This is a genomic window from Limimonas halophila, from assembly GCF_900100655.1.
Classification (GTDB): Bacteria; Pseudomonadota; Alphaproteobacteria; order Kiloniellales; family Rhodovibrionaceae; genus Limimonas; species Limimonas halophila.
On sequence record NZ_FNCE01000001.1, the window covers coordinates 367569 to 382710 of the forward strand.

General features: G+C 71.0%; 16 protein-coding genes. 6 read left to right on the plus strand and 10 right to left on the minus strand.

Features of this window, described 5'->3' with window-relative positions:
* Nucleotides 1–58: 58 nt before the first annotated feature.
* Together BLQ43_RS01735 and efp are read right to left on the minus strand one after the other, a co-directional pair.
* Complete coding sequence (locus tag BLQ43_RS01735) at nt 59–874, minus strand: inositol monophosphatase family protein (RefSeq protein ID WP_090018384.1); 816 nt, start codon at nt 872–874, stop codon at nt 59–61.
* 117 nt (nt 875–991) lie between these two features.
* Nucleotides 992–1561, minus strand: coding sequence for an elongation factor P (gene efp, locus BLQ43_RS01740; RefSeq protein ID WP_090018385.1), 570 nt, complete (start codon nt 1559–1561; stop codon nt 992–994).
* A gap of 197 nt (nt 1562–1758) precedes the next feature.
* Between efp and dapF the strand changes: the two genes are divergently transcribed.
* From dapF to BLQ43_RS01770, 6 genes are all read left to right on the plus strand, one after another.
* On the plus strand, nt 1759–2571 hold the full coding sequence (dapF, locus tag BLQ43_RS01745) for a diaminopimelate epimerase (RefSeq protein WP_245659410.1): 813 nt from the start codon (nt 1759–1761) through the stop codon (nt 2569–2571).
* Nucleotides 2568–3890 carry a tRNA (N(6)-L-threonylcarbamoyladenosine(37)-C(2))-methylthiotransferase MtaB gene (mtaB, locus tag BLQ43_RS01750; protein ID WP_090018387.1) on the plus strand — a complete coding sequence of 441 codons (1323 nt, stop codon included), beginning with the start codon at nt 2568–2570 and terminating at the stop codon, nt 3888–3890. The genes dapF and mtaB overlap by 4 nt, the downstream gene beginning before the upstream one ends.
* A gap of 71 nt (nt 3891–3961) precedes the next feature.
* A complete protein-coding gene (gene ftsY / locus BLQ43_RS01755) occupies nt 3962–4906 on the plus strand; it encodes a signal recognition particle-docking protein FtsY (protein WP_090018388.1) in 945 nt (314 codons plus the stop codon).
* 62 nt (nt 4907–4968) lie between these two features.
* Complete coding sequence (gene ftsH, locus BLQ43_RS01760; protein WP_090018389.1) at nt 4969–6852, plus strand: ATP-dependent zinc metalloprotease FtsH; 1884 nt, start codon at nt 4969–4971, stop codon at nt 6850–6852.
* Between the two features lie 6 nt (nt 6853–6858).
* Entirely contained in the window at nt 6859–7554 is a 696-nt protein-coding gene (locus BLQ43_RS01765) for a TIGR04283 family arsenosugar biosynthesis glycosyltransferase (protein ID WP_090018390.1), read from the plus strand.
* The gene (locus BLQ43_RS01770; protein ID WP_090018391.1) at nt 7551–8153 is read left to right on the plus strand and encodes a TIGR04282 family arsenosugar biosynthesis glycosyltransferase; all 603 of its coding nucleotides are present in this window, start codon (nt 7551–7553) and stop codon (nt 8151–8153) included. The genes BLQ43_RS01765 and BLQ43_RS01770 overlap by 4 nt, the downstream gene beginning before the upstream one ends.
* Before the next feature lie 2 nt (nt 8154–8155).
* Here BLQ43_RS01770 and BLQ43_RS01775 read toward each other — a convergent pair whose 3' ends face one another.
* The 8 genes from BLQ43_RS01775 to BLQ43_RS14220 form a co-directional block, all read right to left on the minus strand.
* On the minus strand, nt 8156–8752 hold the full coding sequence (locus BLQ43_RS01775; protein WP_176758468.1) for a PAS domain-containing protein: 597 nt from the start codon (nt 8750–8752) through the stop codon (nt 8156–8158).
* Between the two features lie 239 nt (nt 8753–8991).
* The gene (locus BLQ43_RS01780; RefSeq protein ID WP_090018393.1) at nt 8992–9582 is read right to left on the minus strand and encodes a PAS domain-containing protein; all 591 of its coding nucleotides are present in this window, start codon (nt 9580–9582) and stop codon (nt 8992–8994) included.
* A 142-nt stretch (nt 9583–9724) separates the two neighbouring features.
* On the minus strand, nt 9725–10195 hold the full coding sequence (locus BLQ43_RS01785; RefSeq protein WP_090018394.1) for a molybdenum cofactor biosynthesis protein MoaE: 471 nt from the start codon (nt 10193–10195) through the stop codon (nt 9725–9727).
* 4 nt (nt 10196–10199) lie between these two features.
* Entirely contained in the window at nt 10200–10451 is a 252-nt protein-coding gene (moaD, locus tag BLQ43_RS01790) for a molybdopterin converting factor subunit 1 (RefSeq protein ID WP_090018395.1), read from the minus strand.
* Nucleotides 10448–11704: a molybdopterin molybdotransferase MoeA gene (gene moeA, locus BLQ43_RS01795; RefSeq protein WP_090018396.1), complete on the minus strand. Its 1257-nt coding sequence runs from the start codon at nt 11702–11704 to the stop codon at nt 10448–10450. The genes moaD and moeA overlap by 4 nt, the downstream gene beginning before the upstream one ends.
* 1 nt (nt 11705) lies before the next feature.
* Entirely contained in the window at nt 11706–12215 is a 510-nt protein-coding gene (mobB, locus tag BLQ43_RS01800; protein WP_090018397.1) for a molybdopterin-guanine dinucleotide biosynthesis protein B, read from the minus strand.
* A gap of 174 nt (nt 12216–12389) precedes the next feature.
* On the minus strand, nt 12390–14243 hold the full coding sequence (gene mdoH, locus BLQ43_RS01805; RefSeq protein ID WP_176758469.1) for a glucans biosynthesis glucosyltransferase MdoH: 1854 nt from the start codon (nt 14241–14243) through the stop codon (nt 12390–12392).
* The gene (locus tag BLQ43_RS14220; RefSeq protein ID WP_143006119.1) at nt 14243–14749 is read right to left on the minus strand and encodes a hypothetical protein; all 507 of its coding nucleotides are present in this window, start codon (nt 14747–14749) and stop codon (nt 14243–14245) included. Before BLQ43_RS14220 ends, mdoH begins: the two co-directional genes overlap by 1 nt.
* Between the last annotated feature and the right edge of the window lie 393 nt (nt 14750–15142).

Consider the following 15142-nt stretch of genomic DNA (forward strand, 5'->3'; position numbering starts at 1 on the left):
GCAGATAGCGGATGCGCATCGGCCGCGAGCGTAGCCGTCGCGCACGGCACGAGCAAGCTCAGGCCGACTTCGCGCGCTTGCTGGCCGCGTAAATGAGGCGCTGGAGGGCCACCTCCAGGTCCACGTTGGCGGCCAGGATGCTCTGGCTTTCCGGTTTGAACGGCTTGCCGTCGATCTGCGTGACGACCGCGCCCGCCTCGCGCGCGATCAGGGCCCCCGCGGCCGTGTCCCACGGCGAGAGGTCGCGCTCCCAGTAGCCGTCGTAGCGGCCGGCGGCGACGTAGACGAGGTCGAGGGCGGCCGAGCCCATGCGCCGGATGCCGGCGGTTTCCGCCATCACGGCGTCCACCTCGGCGAGGAAGGTCGGCCGGTCGCCGTGACCCTTGTAGGGCGCGCCCGTCGCGATCAGCGCCGCGTCCAGGCGGTCGCGGGCGGAGACGCGCAGGCGCCGGTCGTTGAGAAAGGCGCCGCCGCCCTTCTCGGCGTAGAACTGCTCTTCCTTGATGGGATCATAGACCACGGCCGCGACGAGCTCACCGCGCTGTTCCAGGGCGATGGAGATGGCGAAGTGGGGCAGGCCGTGCAGGAAGTTGCTGGTGCCGTCGAGCGGGTCGACGATGAAGCGGCTCCGGCGCTCGTCCGAGCCCGGCTCGCCCCCGCCTTCCTCCATGAGCAGCCCGGCCTCGGGGCGGGCGCGCGTCAGCTCGCGGCGGATGGTTTCCTCCGCACGGCGGTCGGCGGCGGAGACGAAGTCGGCCGGACCCTTGCGCGAAACCTGAAGGTTCTCGACTTCGCCGAAGTCGCGCTTGAGCCCGCGCGCGGCCTTGTCGGCGGCGCGCATCATCACGTTGAGAACGGGCGAACGCGTCGCCATGGCGTGCTCCGCTTCGGGCTGATCGCGGGCGCCGTCAAACGACGTCGCGTCCGCGCCGCGCGAGGCGCGGGCGGACGCGGCCGCTCGCGGCGGCGCCGGGTGTCGTGGCGATGCGCCTTACTGACGCTTCTTCTCGACGTAGCTGCCGTCGGCCGTCTTCACCGTCACCCAATCGCCCGTCTCCACGTGGGGCGGCACCATCACGCGCGCGCCGGTGGACAGTTCGGCGGGCTTGTAGGAGGCCGTGGCCGTCTGCCCCTTCACGACGGGCTCGGCGTAGGTGACCTCCAGCGTCACGGTGTCGGGGAGGGTGACGTTGAGCGGCTTGTCCTCGTAGAACTCGATCTCGCACTGCATGCCCTCGACCAGGAAGCGCGCCGGCTCCCCGATCAGCTCGCGGCCGACCGTGATCTGATCGAAGGTCTCCAGGTCCATGAAGGCGAACTCGTCGCCGTCCTGGTAGAGGAACTGGTAGTTGCGCTGCTCCAGGCGCACGCGCTCCAGCGTTTCCTGGGCGCGGAAGCGCTCGTTGGTCTTGGAGCCGTCGAAGAGGTCGCGCAGCTCGCACTGCATGTAGGCGCCGCCCTTGCCGGGCTTGACGTGATCCGTCTTCATCACGCGCCACACGCGGCCCTTGTGCTCCAGGACGTTGCCGACGCGGATGTCGTTGCCCTCGATCTTCGGCATGGCTGCGCGTCTTCCGTTGACGGTTCTGGAATCGGGTTCGCGCGGTCCGGCATACCCCGGCCGCTGAAGCGGCGCGGACGCTAGCACCGAGCCCCCGGCATGACAACGGGCCCGACCGCCGGTGTGCGGCGCGGTGGACACCACCCGCGCGCGCGGTCTATATCCGCGCCATGAGCGCGCGCCGGGATTTCGTCAAGATGCATGGGCTGGGCAACGACTTCGTCGTGGTCGATGCCCGTCAGGAGCCGTTCGCCCCGTCGCCGGCGCGCGTGCGCGCGTTGGCCGACCGCCGCGAGGGCATCGGCTTCGACCAGCTCATCGTCATCGAGCCGGCCGACGACACCGGCGACGTCTTCATGCGCATCTACAACGCCGACGGCGGCGAGGTGAGCGCCTGCGGCAACGCCACGCGCTGCGTCGCCGCCCGGCTGTTCGCGCACGGCGCCAGCAGCCCGCTCCTCATCGAGACGCGCGCGGGCGTGCTGACCGCCTGGCCGAGCGGCGACGGCCGCATCAGCGTCGACATGGGCCCCGCGCGCACGGATTGGGACGCCATCCCGCTGGCCGAGCCCGCGGACACGCTGCACCTCGACCTGGGCGTGCCGGGCGTGCCCGAGGTCGTGGCCGTGAACGTCGGCAACCCGCACGCCGTCGCCTTCGTGCCCGATGCCGAAGCGGTGGCGTTGGACACGCTCGGCCCCAGGGTCGAACACCATGCCATGTTTCCCGAGCGCGCCAACGCGAGCTTCGCCACCGTGCTGGACGGCGAAACCATCCGCCTGCGCGTCTGGGAGCGCGGGGCCGGCATCACGCGGGCCTGCGGCACCGCGGCCTGCGCGGTCTGCGTGGCGGCGGTGCGGCGCGGGCTGACGGGGCGTCAGGTGACGGTCCACCTCGACGGCGGGCCGCTGGAGCTTGCGTGGCGCGAGCGCGACGGCCATGTCATCAAAACCGGCCCGGCAGCCGTCAGCTTCACCGGCCAGGTCGACGAAAGCGCGATCGCAGCATGACAACCGCGACACCGCCCGAGACAGCCGACGCGCGCGAGGACGCGCAGCCCGAGATCGTGACCTTCGGCTGCCGCCTGAACGCCTACGAGTCCGAGGTCATGCTGCGCCACGCGCGCGAGCAGGGGCTCGGCGACGCCGTCATCGTGAACACCTGCGCCGTCACGGGGGAGGCGGAAAAGCAGGCGCGCCAGGCCATCCGCCGCGCGCACCGCGACCACCCGGACCGGCGCATCGTCGTCGCCGGCTGCGCCGCCCAGCTCCACCCGGATCAGTTCGCGGACATGCCCGGCGTGGACCGCGTGCTGGGCAACCAAGCCAAGCTGCGCCCCGACAGCTTCGCGCCGGAGGCGCCGCAGCGCGTCGTTGTCGACGACATCATGGAAGCGCGCGAAACCGCCTCCCACCTCGTCGAGGCGTTCGAGACGCGCACGCGCGCCTTCGTGCAGATCCAGCAGGGCTGCGACCACCGCTGCACCTTCTGCATCATTCCCTACGCGCGCGGGAACAACCGCTCCGTGCCCATCGGGGAGCTGGTGCGGCAGGTGCGCGGCATGGTCGCCGACGGCGTGCGCGAGGTCGTGCTGACGGGCGTCGACATCACCGCCTACGGTGACGACCTGCCGGGCCGGCCGCGCCTGGGCCAGCTCTGCCGCCGCCTGCTCACCAACGTGCCGGAGTTGCCGCGCCTGCGCCTGTCCTCCGTGGACCCGGCGGAGCTGGACGACGAGGTGTTCGCGCTCCTGGCATCCGAGCCGCGGCTGATGCCGCACCTGCACCTCTCGCTCCAGGCCGGCGACGACCTCATCCTCAAGCGCATGAAGCGGCGGCATTCCGTTGCCAACGCCGAGCGCGCGGTCGAGCGGGCGCGGCAGTGCCGTAGCGACGTCGTCTTCGGCGCCGACCTGATCGCCGGGTTCCCGACGGAGGACGCCGAGGCGCACGCGCGCACGCTGGGCACCATCGAGCGGCTTGGGCTGACCTACCTGCACGTCTTCCCCTACGACGAGCGCCCCGGCACGCCCGCCGCGAAGATGCCGCAGGTGCCCAAGCCCACGCGCAAGGCGCGCGCCCGCGAGCTGCGGGAGCAGGGCCACGCCGCCGTGGGCCGCTTCCTCGAGTCTTGCGTCGGCCACGAGGCCACGGTGCTGCTGGAGGAGACGGACGGCGACGGCCGCCTCAAGGGGCGCACCGAGCATTTCGCCCCCGTGCGCGTCGATCCTGTGCACCCGGACGGGGGCACGTCCGGCGGGATCGTGCGCGTGCGCCTCACGGGCGTGGCGGACGGCCACCTGACGGGCGAGGCGCTCGCCCCCGCGTGAGGGGTGGTGCGCGCGGCGTCGACACCCGCCAACACCGACACATCGGATATCCCAACGACCGCGAGCCCGGCATGAGCAAGGACAACGGCACGGAAAAGGGCGGCTGGCTGCGCCGGCTCCGGCAGGGGCTGTCGCGCTCCTCCAGCAAGGTCGGCGACGGCATCGGCTCGATCGTCACAAAGCGCAAGCTGGACGACGAGACGCTGGACGAACTGGAGGAGCTGCTGATCTCCGCCGACCTGGGCGTGGAGACGGCGACCAAGGTGATCGACCGCCTGCGCGGCAAGCGCTTCGCCAAGGACGTGGACGCCGAGAGCGTGCGCGAGGCGCTGGCCGAGATCATCGCCGAGATCGTCGGCCCCGTGGCGCAGCCGCTGGAGATCGACACCGCGTGCAAACCGCACGTCGTGCTGGTGGTGGGCGTCAACGGCAGCGGCAAGACCACGACGATCGGCAAGCTCGCCCAGCACTACCGCGAGGCCGGGCACAGCGTGCGCCTGGCGGCGGGCGACACCTTCCGCGCCGCCGCCGTGGAGCAGCTCCAGATCTGGGGCGAGCGCACGGGCTGCCCCGTCACGGCCAAGGACACGGGCGCGGACGCCGCCGGGCTGGCCTACGACGCGCTGGAAGCCGCGCGCGCGAACGGCGAGGACGTGCTGCTGATCGACACCGCCGGGCGCCTGCAGAACAAGGCGAACCTGATGGCGGAGCTGGAAAAGATCATCCGCGTCATCCAGAAGCTGGACCCGGAAGCCCCGCACGACACCGTCCTCGTGCTGGACGCCACGATCGGCCAGAACACCGTCCACCAGGTCCAGGTGTTCGAGCAGCTGGTGAACGTCACGGGGCTGGTCCTCACCAAGCTCGACGGCTCGGCGCGCGGCGGCGTGCTGGTGCAGCTGGCCGACGGCTACGGCCTGCCGGTCCACGCCATCGGCGTGGGCGAGACGGCCGACGATCTGCGGCCCTTCGACGCCGAGGACTACGCCCGCGCGCTGGTGGGCCTCTCCACCTGAGCGGGGCGACTCCCCAGCTTTAGGGGCGTACCGATTGGCGCGGTGAACCGGAGGTCCGTCGGATGGCTGGCGGCACGAACGACCCGAACGACGAACAGGCGCGCAAGCAGCGCTGGCACCTGGGCTATCTGGCGGCCGCGCTGTTCGCGGTCTTCATCGTTCAGTACATCTACGTCGAGACCACCCAGGTCGCCGACATCCCGTACTCCGCCTTCGAAGAGTACCTGGACCAGGGGCGCATCGAAAGCGTGCGCGTGGGCAGCGAGACCATCACGGGCACCTTCACCGAGCCCGTGGACGGCAAGCAGCGCTTCACCACGCGCCGCGTCGAGGGCGACGTGCTGGAGACGCTGCGCCAGCACGGCGTGGAGTACAACGGCCAGGTCGAGAACACCTTCCTGCAGCAGATCCTGTCGTGGGTGATCCCGATCGCCCTGCTGCTGGGGGTGTGGTACTTCGTCTTTCGCCGCGTCATCGAACGCCAGGCCGGCGGCGGGCTGATGCAGATCGGCAAGTCCAAGGCGCGCGTCTACTACGAGAAGAAGACGCGCACGACCTTCGACGAGGTCGCCGGCATCGACGAGGTGAAGGAGGAGCTGGAGGAGGTCGTCGAGTTCCTGCGCGAGCCCGAGCGCTACGGCCGCCTGGGCGCCAAGGTGCCCAAGGGCGTGCTGCTGGCGGGACCGCCGGGCACCGGCAAGACGTTGATCGCGCGCGCCGTGGCGGGCGAGGCCGAAGTGCCCTTCTTCTACATCAACGGCTCCGAGTTCGTGGAGATGTTCGTCGGCGTGGGCGCGGCCCGCGTGCGCGACCTCTTCAACCAGGCGAAGGAGAAGGCTCCAGCGATCATCTTCATCGACGAGCTGGACGCGCTCGGCCGTGTGCGCGGCGGTGGCGGCAGCATGGGCGGCGGCGGCCACGACGAGAAGGAACAGACGCTCAACCAGCTGCTCGTGGAGATGGACGGCTTCGATCCCACGAGCGGCCTGGTGCTGATCGGTGCCACCAACCGCCCGGAAATTCTGGACCCGGCGCTGCTGCGCGCGGGCCGCTTCGACCGCCGCGTTATCGTCGACCGGCCGGACAAGAAGGGCCGCGCCGCCATCCTGCGCGTCCACGCCCAGAAGGTGGTGCTGGGCGAGGACGTGGACATCGAGCGCCTGGCCGAGCTGACGCCCGGCTTCACGGGCGCGGACCTGGAGAACCTCGTGAACGAGGCGGCGCTGCTCGCCACCCGGCGCGACGGCCGCGCCGTGACGATGAGCGATTTCACCAACGCCATCGAGCGCGTCGTCGCCGGGCTGCAGAAAAAGAACCGCGTGCTCTCCGACGAGGAGCGGCGGCGTGTCGCCTACCACGAACTCGGCCACGCGCTGATGACGCTCGTGCTGCCCGGCGTGGACCCGGTGCAGAAGATCTCCATCATCCCGCGTTCCGTGGGGGCGCTCGGCTACACGATGCAGCGCCCCACGGGTGACCGCTATCTGATGACGCGCGCCGAGCTGACCAACAAGATGTGTGTGCTGCTCGGCGGGCGCGCGGCCGAGAACGTTTTCTTCGACGACGTCTCCACGGGCGCCTCCGACGATCTGGAGAAGTGCACCGACGTTGCGCGCTCCATGGTGACGCAGTACGGCATGACGGACGCGCTGGGGCAGGTGACCTACGAGCGCAAGCGCCAGTCCGTCGGCGGGCTGCCCATGCCGCAGGAGAGCGGCCCGAGCTACGCCGAGGCCACGGCGCGCGAGATCGACGCCACGGTGCGCACGCTTGTGGACGACGCCTTCGACCGCACGCTGGCGTACGTGCGCAGCCACAAGGACGAGCTGGATACGGCGGCGCAGCGGCTCTTGCAGGACGAGACGATGGACGAACCCACGCTGCGGTCCTTCTTCAGTCTGCCGGAGACGGGCGATACCGACCGCGCCCCGCGCGCGGCGGAATAGACGGGCATGGCGGATCCCGACGCGCCCTCGCTCTCGGTCGTGATCCCCACGCTCAACGCGGCGGCGGGTCTGCCGGCGTGTCTGGCCGCGCTGGCGGAAGGCGAGGATCTGGTGGGCGAGGTCCTCGTCGCGGACGGCGGTTCCAGCGACGGCACGCCCGATCTCGCGCGCCGGCACGGCTGCCGCCTCGTGGAAACGCGCGCGGGCCGGGGGCGGCAGCTCGCGGCAGGGGCCGAAGCGGCCGAAGGGGATTGGCTGTTGTTCCTGCATGCGGACACGCGGCTCGGCGAGGGATGGGCGGATGCCGTGCGCGCCTTCGTGGCCGATCCGGCGAACCGCGACCGTGCCGGCGTCTTCCGCCTCGCTTACGACCGTGACACGCCGGGCGCGCGGCGCGTGGCGCGCTGGGCCAACCGGCGCACGCGCTGGCTGGGGTTGCCCTACGGCGATCAGGGGCTGCTCATCCGCCGCGCCACCCACGACGCGCTCGGCGGTTTCCCCGACGTGCCGCTGATGGAGGACGTCATGCTCGTCCGCCAGCTTGGCCGGGCGCGCGTGCGCGTGCTGGACGCCGACGCCGTCACCTCCGGGGCGCGCTACGAGCGCGACGGCTGGTGGGCGCGCCCGCTGCGCAACCTTTCCATTCTCACGCTCCACCTTCTCGGCGTTTCGCCCGACCGCCTGAAGCGATTGTACGGATGAGCCTGGAACAGCATCTGGTTCTCTTCGCGCGCGAGCCGCGGCTCGGCAAGGGCAAGCGCCGGCTCGCCCGCGAGCTCGGCGACGTGGCCGCGTGGCGCTTTCACCGCCTGACCACCGCGCGTCTGCTGCGCCGGCTGGCGGGCGATCCGCGCTGGCGCACCTGGCTGGCCGTGACGCCGGACAGCGCCGTGAACCGGCCCGGCCGCCTGTGGCGCGCGCCCGTCAGTGTGATGCCGCAGGGGCAGGGCGATCTGGGCGACCGCCTGGCCCGGGCCGCGAATACCCTGCCCAAGGGGCCGATGGTGGTGATCGGCGCCGACGTGCCCGACATCCGGCCGCGCCACGTGGCGCGCGCGTTCGACCGGCTGGGGCGCGACGACGCGGTTCTGGGCCCGGCGGACGACGGCGGCTACTGGCTGATCGGGCTCAAGCGCCGCCCGGTGGTGCGGGCGCCGTTCGACGGGGTGCGCTGGGGCGGACCGCACGCCCTGGCGGACACGGCCGCCAACCTGGAAAACGCCGGCCTGCGCGTGGGCTATCTGGAAACGCTGTCCGACGTGGACACGGCCGCGGATCTGCGCGCGCACATGTGGCGGTGACGTCAGGCGGCGAGGGCGAGGGGGTGCACGAACACGATCTCGCCGGCCGGATCGCGTCGCCCTGCCGTCGGGTCGTTGCTGCCCAGGAAGACCACGCAGCGCACGGCGGCGTCGGCCCGGTCGCCGGAATCGCTGAGCGGGCAGACGACTTCACGGGATTCGCGCGCCGCTCCCAGCGCGGAGACGTGCCGCCCGGCAGCGTAGATGGGCGCCCCGGCCTGATACATGTGCCGATTCAGGCGGCGGCACATGTCGGTGAAGCGCCGCCCGTCGCGGTCGTCGTGCAGGTCGCTTCCCGTCGGATCGAAGCCGAGGTGATCGACGATCCGCGTCCCCGCGAGGCGGACGCGGTCGCGCCCGTCCGGCGTCAGTTTCGTGATCATCACATGCGGAAGCAGACGCGGGATCGCCACGGGGTCCAGGTCCGCGCGGCGCGGCCAGGCGTCCCCGGCCAGCAACTTGCGCCAGTAGGCCAGGAACGCGGCGAGGTCGGCCTCCGCAACGACGTCGTCGGACGCCGTGGCCGCCGCCCCGCTGGTGCTCGCCTGCGTCGGATTGGGACCGTTCAGCACCGTCATCACCGCCCGTGCCGTTGTCATCCCGGACCACGAAAGCATGGTGCCGGCCGATTCATCGCGTTCCGGACGCAAACATGCTTTCACATCAGCGGCCTGTCCCGTGATGCGGGGCGCCGGCCAAGCGTGGGCGCCGCGCCCGATCGTTCGAATTTGGATAACATCCGGGTGATCTGCGCACAACCAAAGATAGGAAACACGTTTCTTATCGGTCCGGCCCAAAGACCGGTCGGTGTTTTGTCCGAAGGCCGCTGAACGAACCTCTAGGCCAGGACGTGGAGGGGCACGGGTGCCGTGAACTCGAGGTAGGCCGGGCCGCCGTCGCCGATCGGCGCGCCATCGCGGGAGGCGGAAAACACGACACAGCTTACCGTGGCGTCGATCCCGTGGCCGCCGTCGCTGAGCGGGCAGACGATCCGTTGGCAGAGCCGTGTGGCGCCGCCGGGACTGAGGTGGCGACCGCCAGCGTGCAGGACCGTGCCGGTGCGCCGGGTTTCGGCCAAAAGCTCCAGACACAGGTCGGCGAAATTGCCGTCGCCCGCCATTTCACAAAGGTCGCGGCGCGTCGGGTCGAAGCCCAGATGATCGACGATGTGCGTGCCCACCAGGCGCAGGCGCTCGCCGCCTTCAAGCGTGCGTTGCGTGATCATCAGGTGCGGCAGGAGCTTCGGGATTTCGGTCGGCTCCAGGTCCGCCCGGCGCGGCCAGGCCGAGCCGCGCAGCCGCGTCCGCCAGTGCGCGAAAAACGCTGCCAGCTTCGGGTCGTCGAAGGGCTGCATCTCGTCCGGGGCCGGGACCGCGTGCTCACCCGCTTCCGGGGCCGCCTGACCGCTGGCGATGGCAAAGCAGCGCATCAGCGCCCCTCCTTCCTCTCGTTCACATAAATTTGGATAGCATACCGGACGAATTCGCACAATCGATGAAGATTATTTCGCATCAAATGCGAACGGGCGGTTGGGGCGTCAGCGGAGCGCTGTGGCGTCGGGGGTGCGAGCTTTAGGTGCCGCTTCCGGACTCCGGCATCAGCCACCTGGCGGCGGCCTCGTCGTCGCTGCGGCGGGCGTCCACCCAGCGCGGGCCGTCCGGCGTCTCTTCGCGCTTCCAGAAGGGGGCCTGGGTCTTCAGCCAGTCCATGAGGAACTGGCACGCCTCGAACGCGGCGTGCCGGTGGGGGCTGGCGGTGACGACGAGCACGATGGGCTCGGTGGGTTCCATGCGCCCGTAGCGGTGAACGATGCGCACGGCTTCCAGGGGCCAGCGCTCGCGCGCCTGCTCGGCGACGCGCGTCAGCATCTTTTCCGTCATGCCGGGGTAGTGCTCCAGCGTCATCGCGCTGACGCCGGCGCCGTCGTTCATCTCGCGCACCAGGCCAATGAAGCTGCACACCCCGCCGATGCGCGGGTTGCCCTCGGTGGCGGCGGCGATCTCCGCGCCCGCGTCGAAGGCCTCGCGCTGCACGCGGATCATGGCGTCACCCCCCGGTGACGGGCGGAAAGAGCGCGATCTCGTCGTCCGGCCCCACGCCGTCGTCCGGGCCGGCGTATTCCTGGTTCACCGCCACGCGGATGCGGCCGCGGTCGGCCAGCGCCGCGCCGTGTCCCTCGGACCGACCGGCCAGCCAGTCGAGCAGGGCGTCCACGGTCGCCACCTCCGCCGGGGGCGTCACGGCTTCCTCGCCGACGCCCGTGTGGCTGCGCAGCCAGGCGAAATACAGCACCTTCATCCCGCCACCTCGCTGTAGGGCAGAAAATCCACGACGCTGCCCGCCTCGACATGGGTGGTGTCCTCGGCCAGTTCCACCAGCCCGTCGCTTTCCACCACGGCCGAGAGCACGCCGGAGCCCTGGCGCTCCACCTTCTCCACGGCCGGCGTGCCGTCGGCCCCCGGCACGAGGCGCGCGCGCAGCCACTCGCGGCGGGCGGGCTTTTTGCGGTGGTCGAACGCGGCGGGCAGGCGGTAGCCGCGCGGGCGATCCGCCGTGCCGCCCAGCATCTGTTCCAGCATCGGCTGCACGACAGTGATGAAGGTGACCATGACGGCCACGGGGTTGCCGGGCATGCCCACGAAGGGCGTCCGCCCGAGCTGACCGAGCGCGATGGGCCGCCCCGGTTTGATGGCGAGCTTCCAGGTGTGGATCGACCCCTGGGCCTCGACGGCCTGCTTGACGTGGTCTTCCTCCCCGACGGAAACGCCACCGGAGGTCAGGATCACGTCGTGATCCGCCGCCGCGCCGGCCAGGGCGTCGTGAACCGCGTCGTGGTGGTCGGGCAGGATGCCCAGGTCGGTCACCGTGCAGCCCGCGGCCTGCAGCAACCCGTGCAGCGTGTAGCGGTTGGAATCGTGGATGCAGCCGGCATCGAGCGGCTGGCCGGGTTCGCGCAGTTCGTCGCCCGTCGAGAAGAGGGCCGCGCGCAGGGGCCGCGCGACCGTCAGCCCCGTGCAGCCGACGGCGGCGGCCTGCCCCAGGTCCTGCGGGCGCAGGCGCCGGCCGGCGGCCAGCACGGTGTCGCCGGTGCGGATGTCCTCCCCCCGGCCGCGCACGTTGGCGCCGCGCGCGATGCCCGGCATGAGCACGACCTCGTCGCCCTCGGCGCGCGTGTCCTCCTGCATGTAGACGGTGTCGGGCCCGTCGGGCATGCGCGAGCCGGTGAAGATGCGGATGGCCTCGCCGCGCCGGGCGGGGCGGTCGAGCGGGTGCCCGGCCGTGACGCGCGCCGTGACGGGCAGGCGCGTCTCGCCCTCGGCCTTCAGGTCGTCGAAATGGACGGCGAAGCCGTCCACCGCCGAGTTGGCGTGCGGCGGCACGTCGTGCCCGGCGACGACGTCGCGCAGCAGCATGCGGCCGAGCGCGTGCCGCGGGGCCACGGTTTCCGGGTCCGCCACGGGCGTCACGCGCTCGCGGATCGCGGCGATGGCTTCGTCCACGGTCATCAGCGCGCCGCCGTGGGCGAAGCAGTCGCTGCTCAGCTGCGCCATCTCAGGCCGCCTTGGTCTGCATCAGGACGAAATCGGCAATGGCAGCCACGTTGTTCAGGTTCAACACCGGCACGTCCACGCGCTGGATGCTTTCGTCGCTCGCGACCGCGAGCACGTTGGGGATCTCGTCGAGCAGCAGCGGCTTTCCGACGCTGGGCCGGTGGACCTCCACCTTGGGGTGGCTTTCGCGCTTGTAGCCCTCGACCAACACGAGGTCGCACGCCGCGAACTTGCCGAGAAGATCCCAAAGGCCCGGCTCGGCGTCGTCTCTGTGCTCGTGCACCAGCGCCCAGCGGCGGGCGGAGGCCACCAGCACCTCCTGCGCCCCGGCGGCGCGGTGCTCGTAGGAGTCCTTGCCGGGCTGGTCGATCTCGAAGCCGTGGTGGGCGTGCTTGAGCGTCGAGACGCGCAGCCCGCGCCCCGTCAGCTCGGGCAGCAGCGCGCGCACCAGCGCCGTCTTGCCGCTGCCGGAATAGCCCGTGATGCCGAACACGGGCGGGAGGTGGGACATCTGCCTGCGCTCCGGTGGTCTCGTGCGGGACTGTGGAAGCTCGGCGGGCGAGAGTCACGCACGCCGCGATCGCTGAAGCCTTTCATGGGTGGCCGCCAGCGGGCCGATCGTGGCGCGGGCGGGCACCGCACGGGAGCGGGGCCGGTGCGTGTGCCCGTAGCCTGGCTGCGCCGGTCACGAGTCCGACGCGGTCGGGCCGGTGTCCCCGAGTGTTCGCAGTTCTTGCACCAGGGGATGCGCATCCGTTGGGCTCTGGCGATGTCCGGCGCGCCGCAACTCGATCAGGCGGTGCAGCGTCGCATCCGGCAGCGCCTCGGCGGGTGTTCGCAACACTCCGATCCGCTGACACCAGTGCCCGACCGTGTCGCGACTGGACCAGACCGCGAGCGGCACGGTCGTCGCGAAGCCGGCGACGAGCGGCGTCATCCACCAGACGAGGGCCGGGGCCCACCAGGATGCCGCGGCGGTCAGGCCGATCCCGACGAGGCATCGCGGGCCGAGGGCCCGCATCGCGGTCGGCCAGTCCACGCCCCGTCCGTCGCGACACGCCGGGGTCCATTGGATCGACCGGCCGCTCAGGATCGCCCCCACGAATTCCGTGTGGAGCAGCATCATGGTGGGCGCGATCAGGGCCGTGAAGACGATTTCCACCAAGCCGCCGACCGTGAGCCGCAGCACCCCGCCCGCGGCCCGGCGGCGCGAAGGGGCCGCTGCCAGCGTGATGATGCCGAGCAGCTTGGGGCCGACGAGCAGCATCGCCGTCAGCCCGATCAGCCAGACAGCGCCGTGCGGAATCGCCACGTCCCCCACCGTCGCCGCCCACGCCCGCAGCGCGTCCGGCTGGGCGTGCGTGGCATCCGCCGCGACCACGACGGCCGTGACGACGAACGCGAGCCACACGGGCGAGGCGCAATACGACATGATGCCGAGCACGAAGTTCAATCGGCTGGCCGTCGTGAAGCCTTCGACGAACAGCAATCGGCCGTGTTGCAGATTGCCTTGGCACCAGCGCCGGTCCCGTTTGACGTGATCCAGGAGGTTGCGCGGCGCCTCCTCATAGCTGCCCTCGGGCGACACCGTGATCCGCACGCGCCATCCCCGGCGGCGAAGGAGCGCCGCCTCGACAAAGTCGTGGCTGAGGATGTCGCCCCCGAGTGGCTCGCGGCCCGGAAGCTGAGGCAGGCCGCAGCTTTCCACGAACGCGCTGACGCGAACGATCGCGTTGTGGCCCCAATAGGTGGCGGACGGCCCCATCAGCGCCGCCAATCCCGCGGCGATCAGGCGGCCGTGGGCCGCCGCGGCGAACTGTTGCATCCGGGCGAACAGCGTCGTTCCGTTCACCGGCACGGGCCAGGCCTGCAGCAGGCCCAACTCGGGTTCGCGGTCCATGCGCTCGACCATCCCGAGCAGGGTCTCCTCGGCGACCAGGCTGTCCGCGTCCAGGACGACCATGTAGTCGTAGCGGCGGCCCCACCGCTCACAGAAGTCGGCGAGATTGCCCGCTTTCTTGCCCGCGTTCTCCACGCGCCGGCGGTAGAAGAGCCGGCCGCCCGCCTCCAGCCGGCGGCACAACCGGATCCAGGCAGCCTGTTCCTGCGCGCAGATGGCGGGGTCCTGGCTGTCGCTGAGGACGAAGAAGTGAAACCCCGCGATCACGTCCCTGGCCTCGAGCCGCTCGTACATGGCTCGAAGCCCGTCCAACGCCCGGTCGGCATCCTCGTGAAAAATCGGCATCACCACCGCCACCCTGGGAGCGCCCAGCGCGGTTTTCGCCGAAAGGGCCGTCGCGGATGGGGCGTGCGCATCGCGCCCCCGCGCCAGGATGTGCCCGGCGCCGATCACGGAAATCCAGAAACTCGACCCGATCCAGGCGATGAGCGTGGTGTACAAGACCAGCAGCAACCATTCCGCGCCCGTGGTGCCCGTGACCGCGAGTTCGCAGCGGAACATCCACGCCGCCAAAGCGGTCGATACCGCGAGCAAGCCGGCGAATGCGAGCGCGAGCAGACGGTCTCGGCCCTTCCGCATCACCAAGCCCGACGGAAAACGCTGCCCAGCGTGCGGCCAAGGTGCGCGAGCCCCCGCGCAAAGGGCTGTCGCACCGAAATGGGATGCAGGCGTTGCCGCGGCATCGGGCATCGACGTTCCGGCGGCACGACGACGGACACGCCAGCCGCCCGCCGCCGCGCGCAGCGGGCGTCGGGGCCGTGGGCGTCGAGGAGGGCTCTGGGATGCCGCCGCATCGTGCCGGAGAGAACCAGCGCGAGAATGACCTCTGCTTCCTCGGCCCCGGACCGCGGGGCGGGGCGGCCCAGGGCGCGGGCACAGCGGAGGGCGAGCAGCCGCCGAACGGCCATGGTGCGGGCATCATCTCCCGACCCGTGCGCGTCCGTGCTCGCGACGCTTGCGATCAAGGCGGTGCGAACCTCCCTGTCGTGGACGTCCAGCGCGACCAGATACGCGTCCATCGCACCGGCATCCGGCTGGCCGCGCCACGTGTCCCGAACCGGCGATGCGGAATCGAGCAGGGTCATCAGGATTGCTCCCGGGCTGTCGCGAGGCGCGCGAAGAGACGTTCGACCGCAACGGACCGCTTTTCCACAGCAACATCGGCGCCGCGGGATGTGTTCCGTATCCGGCAGATGCCGCTTGGTCGCCGCGTGCGAAGAAGCTGCGCGGCGAACCGACTTGGCCGTCTCGGAGAACCATACCGACGCGCCGCCGGACACAGCGTCCCTCGGCGCCGCTGCGTCACCCGGACCGGTCTGTGCGGGTGCCCCCAACGGTGGCGAAGCATTTGGGCCCCTCGGTCAACAAAAGGGATACCCAGAATATTCAAGTCGTTAAGGAAGAATGCGGCTGCCGGGCCGAATGCGTCTTTGTGTTTATTGCGTGTGTAATCGAATGGGTGTCAATATAGATCTTAT